Here is a 5,013-nt window from a genome sequence, read left to right on the forward strand (position 1 = left end):
CCGGTGGTGGCCTTGACCATGATCGCCAGCTTTGCCCGGGCCCAGGTCAAGCCCGGCGAGCGGGTACTGATCCAGACCGCCACCGGCGGCACCGGGTTGCTCGCCGTACAACTGGCGCAGCATGCGGGGGCGCAGGTCTACGCCACCGCCGGCTCCCAGGAAAAACTCGACTACCTGGCCGGGCTGGGAGTCGCCCACCGGATCAATTATCGCGAGGAGGACTTCGCGCAAGCGATATCGCGGCTGACCCACGGCCAGGGCGTGGACGTGGTGATCAATACCCTGGCCGACGATGCACTGCAGAAAGGCTTCAATTGCCTGGCCCCTGGCGGGCGTTATGTCGAACTGGCGATGACCGCATTGAAATCGGCCCGCAGCATCGACCTGTCGCGGCTCAACGACAACCAGTCGTTCATCAGTATCGACCTGCGCAAGCAAACCCGGGACAACCCGGTGCTGCTGCAAGAGTTGGCCGATGAAATGACCAGGCTGCTGGAGGCCGGGGTAATCCGGCCTACCTTGAGCCGGGTCTTCGATTTCAGCGAGGTGCAGGACGCCTACCGCTGGCTGGCTGACCGGCGCAACATCGGCAAGGTGGTGGTCCGGGTACCGCAAATGACAGTCGTGCCGGAGCCTGCACCGCAGCTTGCCAGTGACCCGGGCCGCCCGGAGCCGATCGCGGTAATCGGCATGAGCGGCCGGTTCGCCGGCGCCGACAGCCTGGACGACCTCTGGCAGGTCCTCGTCCAGGGCCAGGACCTGCTGGAGGACGTGACGCGCTGGGACTTGTCGCGACATTTTCCCGCCTATGCGCCTTATTGCCGGCGTGGCGGTTTCCTGCACGATATCGATTGCTTCGATCCGCTGTTCTTCAATATCTCCGGGCGCGAGGCCAAGGTCATGGACCCGCAGCAGCGCCTGTTCCTCGAAGAGGCCTGGCGCGCCTTGGAAGACGCCGGGTATGCGGGTGCTAGCGGCGAAGGCTTGCGCTGCGGGGTCTATGTGGGCTGCGCGGCGGGCGATTACCAGCGGCTGCTGGAGAGCGACGCGCCGGCGCAGGCGTTCTGGGGCAATGCCGGTTCGGTGATTCCGGCGCGCATCGCCTATCACCTCAACCTGCAGGGCCCGGCTGTGGCGATCGATACCGCCTGCTCCAGCTCGCTGGTGGCGCTGCACCAGGCCTGCCAGGGGCTGCGCACCGGGGATGCCGACTTGGCCTTGGCCGGTGGCGTGTTCGTGCAGAGCACCGAGTTGTTCCATCTCCAGGCCCAGCACGCCGGCATGCTCTCGCCCAGCGGTTGTGCCTATGCCTTCGATGCCAAGGCCGATGGTTTCGTCCCGGGGGAGGGCGTCGGTGCAGTCGTGCTCAAGCGCCTGTCCCAGGCCCTGGCCGATGGCGATGTGATCCATGGCGTGATCCGCGGCACGGGAGTCAACCAGGATGGCGCGAGCAACGGCATCACGGCGCCCAATGCCACTGCCCAGACCCGGCTGGAACTGGAGGTCTACCGGCACCACGGTATCGAGGTCGAGCACATCGGCCTGGTGGAGGCCCACGGTACCGCGACGGTTCTGGGTGACCCGATAGAGGCCAGGGCCCTGGCCGATGCCTTCGCCCAAGTCGGTCATAGTGGCGCACCTTGTGCCCTTGGCTCGATCAAGAGCACGGTGGGGCACACGGCCACAGCGGCCGGCATCGCCGGAGTACTCAAGGTCCTGCTGGCGTTGCGGCACCGGCAAATCCCGGCGTCGGCGCATTTCGTCAGTGCCAATCCGCACATCGATTTTTCCCACGGTCCGTTCCATGTCCCCACCCGCACCGAACAGTGGCACCGGCCGGTGGCCGGGGAGCGGCTGGCGGCCGTCAGTTCATTCGGTTTCAGCGGTACCAACGCCCACGCGGTGATCGCCGAAGCGCCCGAGCGGCCGGTGCGGCCATCGGCCAGCCCGCTGCATCTGGTGGTGTTGTCGGCCAGGACCATTGCGCAACTACGGCAGCAGGCGAAGAACTTGCTCGCCCACCTGCAGTATGAGCCCGTCGAGCCAGGTGCCATGAGCCACACCCTGTTGTTGGGCCGGCGCCACCTCGAACAGCGCCTGGCCTGGGTCACCAGCGACGTGTATGCACTGCGCACGCAGCTGGCGCATTGGTTGGATGTTGGCAAACTGGTCGACGGCTACAGCGGGATCGTCGACGGTACCCGGGAAGCCTCCACCAAGGCCCAGGCCGTGGCCGACCGGTGCTTGCAAGAGTGCCGCGCGCCGGCCAATCCCGAGGTGCTCCGCGGTGCGCTGCTGTCACTGGCGCAACTGTATGTAGGGGGGATCGAGCTGGACTGGGCGCGATTGTTCCAGGGACAGCGGCCGGGCCGGGTCGCGTTGCCGACCTATCCCTTCGAGAAAGAGCGCTATTGGCCGTCTGGCAAGGAGCAAGAGGCCCGGCAGGCCGCTGCTCAGGCGCAACTGGCGTCAGTCCGGGCCGTCCCCCCGGCACCGCCCGCCACGCTGGTGCAGGTCAGCGCCAGCCAGCCAGCCGCGGCAACCGATGCCAGACCCGGCCGTCTCAAGTTGCGCTCCCTGGAGCAAGACCTGGAAGCCCTGGACAGCATCGCACCCGAGGTCGCACCGTCGGCGCAACATGTTTCCACCCCGCAGCTGCGGCCACTGCGGGTGATTGCCGAACCGGAAGACTCGGCAGTCGTCGCCGTCGAGCTGCGGCCCGCAACGCTACAAGCCGTTACCGAGCCGGTATCGGTTGCCGTCCCGCCGGTACAGCAGAACCAGCAGGTACCCGGGCTTGACCGCTACTCGCTGGAGCGTGAGCTGTCCGAGAGCCTTGCCCGGGCGCTGGGCATCGACGTGGAACGAATCCAGGCGGACAAGCCCTTCGCCTCGATGGGCATGGATTCGATCATCGCCGTGGAGTGGAGTCGCGAGATCAACAGGCGCTACGGGCTGGCCATCGGTGCGACCGCGGTCTACAAGCATCCGACCCTGGCCGGCATCGTCACCTTGGTGGCCGCTCAGCTCGAGTCGAATGCGCCGGGTATCGTAGAAGAACCCGCGCCGCTAAATGCGCCCGATCACTTGGAGCAGGCTATCGCCATGCATGTTCATCCAGCACCAGAGAGCGGGAGGCAAAATCCGTGTGCGGATTCCTGTGCTTGACTGCATTTTCATCCCGCACCCGCCATGGATATGGCGATAGCCCGCAGTGGAGGCGGCAATGATCGAAACCGGATACCACACCCTGCGTGTGCGCCACGAGGACAACATCTGCTTCGTGCAGCTGTATCGGCCCGAGGCCAACAACACCATCGACGATCGCCTGGTCGCCGAGCTGGCCGACCTGCTGGAACGACTGGATGAGCGCGTGACGGTACTGGTGCTCGAAGGGCTGCCGCAGGTGTTCTGCTTCGGCATGGACTTCGCGCTGGTGCGCAAGCTGGCCAACGACCCCCAGGCCAGTTCCAGCGTGCTCGATCCGGCCACCCTCTACGACCTATGGCTGCGCCTGGCGACCGGGCCATTCGTGGTGCTGTCCTACGTGCGCGGCAAAGTCAATGCTGGCGGCGTCGGGTTCGTCGCCGCCAGCGATATCGTGATCGCCGACCAGAGCGCCTCGTTCAGCCTTTCGGAGTTGCTGTTCGGGTTGATGCCGGCCTGCGTATTGCCGTTCCTGGAGCGCCGCATCGGCCCGCAGCGCGCCCACTACATGACCTTGATGACCAGCGCGATAGGCGTCGACCAGGCCCTGTCCTGGGGCCTGGTGGATGCCTGCGAGGCCGATGGCGACAACCTGCTGCGCAAGCACCTGTTGCGCTTGCGGCGCCTGTCCCGGCCGGGGGTGGCGCGCTACAAGCAATTTCGTGGTTCGCTGTGCGGCGCCCCACGACTCGATCGCGACGCCGCGCTGGCGGCCAACCGGCAGGTGTTCAGCGATCCGCAGAACCTTTCGAACATCGTGCGTTACGTCGACACGGGCGCGTTCCCCTGGGAGCAGGTGTGAGATGAGCGACGATCTGGTACAGCTCGAACAGGTAACGCCAGCGATCGTGCAGGTCACCATGACCGATCGCGTCCACAAGAACGGATTCTCCACTGGCCTGGCCCAGGCACTGATCCGTACCTTCGAGACGGTGCGTAGCAATCCGGCGTGGAAGGTGGTGGTCCTGACCGGCTACGACACCTACTTCTGCACCGGCGGCACCCAGGAAATGCTGCTCGAGCTGGCCGCCGGGGGCGGTCAGTACACCGACTATCCGATCTACGAACTGCCCTTGAACTGCGAGATCCCGGTGGTGGCGGCCATGCAGGGGCATGCGATTGGTGGCGGGCTGGTGTTCGGCCTGTTCGCCGACCTGGCGGTGCTCAGCCGCGAGAGCGTGTATGCGGCGAACTTCATGCGTTACGGCTTCACCCCGGGGTTCGGCTCGACCCTGGTACTGCAGGAAAAGCTCGGCCTGGCGCTGGCCCAGGAACTGCTGATGACCGCCGCGAACTATCGCGGCGACGAACTGGCAGGCCGCGGCATCCCGTTCCCGGTGTTGCCACGGGCGAACGTACTGGCCCACGCCCATGAACTGGCGGCGCAACTGGCCGAGAAACCCCGGCATTCACTGGTGCTACTCAAGGAGCATCTGACCTCTGGCCTGCGCGCGCGGTTGCCCGCGATCACGGCCCGCGAGGTGCAGATGCACGAGCAAACCTTTCATCACCCCGAAGTGCGGGAGCGTATCAAGGCACTGTTCGGCAACTGATTAGCCGTTGCCCGGTGCGATATTCCTTCAATAGCGAGGCACAAGCATGACCAGAGAACAGGTATTCGAATTGATCGTCCGTCACGTCCGGCAAGTGATTCCCACCCTTGCCAACCATGCGTTCACCCGCGGCGACCGCTTGCGTGACCTGGGCGCGAACTCGGTGGATCGCGCGGAAATCGTGATGCTGGTGCTGGAGTCGCTGTCTTTGAGCATTCCTCGGGTGGAGCTGTTCGGCCCGGGCAATATCGGC

General features: G+C 65.6%; 4 protein-coding genes. All 4 read left to right on the forward strand.

Annotated elements, in window-relative coordinates:
* A partial coding sequence (locus tag CAG11_RS32745) for a beta-ketoacyl synthase N-terminal-like domain-containing protein (RefSeq protein WP_143494883.1) occupies nucleotides 1-3,168 on the forward strand: 3,168 nt, incomplete at its 5' end.
* 58 nt (nucleotides 3,169-3,226) lie between these two features.
* Nucleotides 3,227-4,009 (forward strand): enoyl-CoA hydratase/isomerase, encoded by a 783-nt coding sequence (locus CAG11_RS32750; RefSeq protein WP_085600819.1) that lies wholly within the window; start codon nucleotides 3,227-3,229, stop codon nucleotides 4,007-4,009.
* 1 nt (nucleotide 4,010) lies between these two features.
* Nucleotides 4,011-4,760 carry a polyketide synthase gene (locus tag CAG11_RS32755; RefSeq protein ID WP_085600821.1) on the forward strand — a complete coding sequence of 250 codons (750 nt, stop codon included), beginning with the start codon at nucleotides 4,011-4,013 and terminating at the stop codon, nucleotides 4,758-4,760.
* Between the two features lie 46 nt (nucleotides 4,761-4,806).
* Nucleotides 4,807-5,013: acyl carrier protein (locus CAG11_RS32760; RefSeq protein ID WP_085600823.1), on the forward strand; the 207-nt coding region annotated here is incomplete at its 3' end.

This window comes from Pseudomonas sp. B6(2017) (assembly GCF_002112765.1).
Classification (GTDB): Bacteria; Pseudomonadota; Gammaproteobacteria; order Pseudomonadales; family Pseudomonadaceae; genus Aquipseudomonas; species Aquipseudomonas piscis.